The organism is Mycobacterium sp., from assembly GCF_049278535.1.
Taxonomy (GTDB): Bacteria; Actinomycetota; Actinomycetes; order Mycobacteriales; family Mycobacteriaceae; genus Mycobacterium.
In genome coordinates this window covers 1-2,258 of record NZ_JBAPMI010000184.1, presented here as the reverse complement: position 1 = coordinate 2,258, position 2,258 = coordinate 1, and the positions used below count along the sequence as shown (strand labels likewise).

Genomic DNA, 2,258 nt, shown 5'->3' with positions numbered 1-2,258 from the left:
TGGCGACCGCGACCGACAACGTCCAGCTGGGCACGCTGGTCACGGGCAACACCTACCGCAATCCGGCCCTGCTGGCCAAAGAAATCACCACGCTGGACGTGATGAGCCAGGGTCGCGCCGTCCTCGGCATCGGCACCGGCTGGTACGAGCTCGAGCATGACTCGCTCGGCTATGAGTTCGGCACCTTCACCGACCGCTTCAACAAGCTCGGCGAGGCCCTGCAGATCATCCTGCCGATGTTGGAGGGCCAGCGGCCGACGTTCGAGGGCAAGTACTACCGCGTGAAGTAGGCCATGGCCGAACCGCGCTTCCGTGACCACATCCCGCTGATGATCGGCGGCAGCGGCGAGAAGAAGACAATTCCGTTGGCCGCCAAGTACTTTGACCACCTGAACATCATCGCCGGATTCGACGAGCTGCCGCGCAAGGTGCAGGTGGTCAGGGACCGCTGCGAGGAGATCGGCCGTGATCCCGCGACACTCGAAACCAGTGTGCTTGCGATCGCGATCATCGACGAGAACGTCACCATGGATGTGGTTCCCGACGACTACAAGCAGCAGGCCGTTGTCGGTGGGCCGGAGCAGATCGCCGACCAGGTCAGGACCAAGATTCTCGACGCCGGTGTGGACGGCGTCATTCTGAGCCCGGTGACGAGCCTGAACGGATACCAGCCGGGCGCCATCACCGCGGTGGCAGAGAAGTTGCGGCCGATGCTCCTCGGTTAAACGCCCGGGCTGCGTGGCAAATCTCACGGCCCTTAAGGGATGCGGTACGGCTACCGTAGTGTCTGTATAAGTGCACGTGTAGTCCGTCGAGGAGCTGAAAAATGAGCCATCCCGGAGCCGCTGCAACCGAACGACACAGGGTGGTGATCGTCGGTTCGGGATTCGGTGGCCTGAATGCCGCCAAGGCACTCAAGCACGCCGACGTCGACGTCAAGATGATCGCCAGGACCACCCACCACCTGTTCCAGCCGCTGCTGTACCAGGTGGCCACCGGCATCATCTCGTCGGGCGAGATCGCGCCTCCGACACGGATCATCCTGCGCAAGCAGAAGAATGCGCAGGTGCTGCTTGGCAATGTCACACACATCGACCTGGCCACCAAGACGGTCAAGTCGGAGCTGCTGGGTCATTCCTACGTCACGCCGTACGACAGCCTGATCATCGCGGCCGGTGCCGGCCAGTCCTACTTCGGCAACGACCATTTCGCGGAGTGGGCTCCGGGAATGAAGACGGTCGACGACGCGCTCGAGCTGCGTGGCCGCATCCTCGGTGCGTTCGAACAGGCCGAGCGCTCAAGCGATCCCGCGCGGCGCGAGAAGCTGCTGACATTCACCGTCGTCGGCGCCGGGCCCACCGGTGTCGAGATGGCCGGGCAGATCGCCGAACTCGCCGACCACACGCTGAAAGGCGCGTTCCGCCATATTGATTCGACGCAGGCGCGGGTGATCCTGCTCGACGCGGCGCCTGCGGTGCTGCCGCCGATGGGCGAGAAGCTCGGCCTGAAGGCGCGGGCCCGACTGGAGAAGATGGGCGTCGAGATCCAGCTGGGCGCGATGGTCACCGATGTGGACCGCAACGGCATCACGGTCAAGGACGCCGACGGCACCATCCGCCGAATCGAGTCCTCCACCAAGGTGTGGTCGGCCGGTGTGTCGGCCAGCCCGCTCGGCCGCGACCTCGCCGACCAGTCCGACGTGGAACTGGACCGCGCGGGCCGGGTCAAGGTGCTGCCGGACTTGTCCATCCCTGGCCATCCGCAGGTATTCGTGGTCGGCGACATGGCGGCCGTCGAAGGCGTGCCTGGCATGGCGCAGGGTGCGATCCAGGGTGCGAAGTACGCGGCGAAGGCGATCAAGGCGGAGCTCAGAGGCGCCGACCCGACGCAACGCGAGCCGTTCCAGTACTTCGACAAGGGTTCGATGGCGACGGTGTCGCGGTTCTCCGCGGTCGCAAAGGTCGGCCCGCTGGAATTCGGCGGCTTCATCGCGTGGCTCGCCTGGCTGGTGCTTCACCTCGTCTACCTCGTCGGCTTCAAGACGAAGATCACCACGCTGCTGTCCTGGACGGTGACGTTCCTGTCGACTGCGCGCGGAAACCTCACCATCACCGAGCAGCAGGCGTACGCGCGAACCAGGATCGAGCAGCTCGAGGATCTGGCGGCGGCCAAGGAAGGCGAGCGAGCCGCGAGTTAGCGGCCCGCCTCCGCCAGCCGGTCGCCCTGCCAGGTGGCGAGGCAGCCGCCCGCCGCGAGGT

1 protein-coding gene and 1 pseudogene are annotated in these 2,258 nt (G+C 65.5%); both read left to right on the top strand.

Annotation, left to right across the window (positions count from 1 at the left end; translation table 11 throughout):
* Nucleotides 1–725 (top strand): annotated as a pseudogene (locus WAO18_RS12365) (LLM class flavin-dependent oxidoreductase); the annotation flags it as partial.
* A 101-nt stretch (nucleotides 726–826) separates the two neighbouring features.
* A complete protein-coding gene (locus tag WAO18_RS12360; protein ID WP_422206564.1) occupies nucleotides 827–2,197 on the top strand; it encodes an NAD(P)/FAD-dependent oxidoreductase in 1,371 nt (456 codons plus the stop codon).
* Nucleotides 2,198–2,258: the final 61 nt, after the last annotated feature.

Coding starts and splice junctions, on each gene's coding strand:
- WAO18_RS12360 (WP_422206564.1), top strand. CDS start 827: ATGAGCCATCCCGGAGCCGCTGCAACCGAACGACACAGGGTGGTGATC.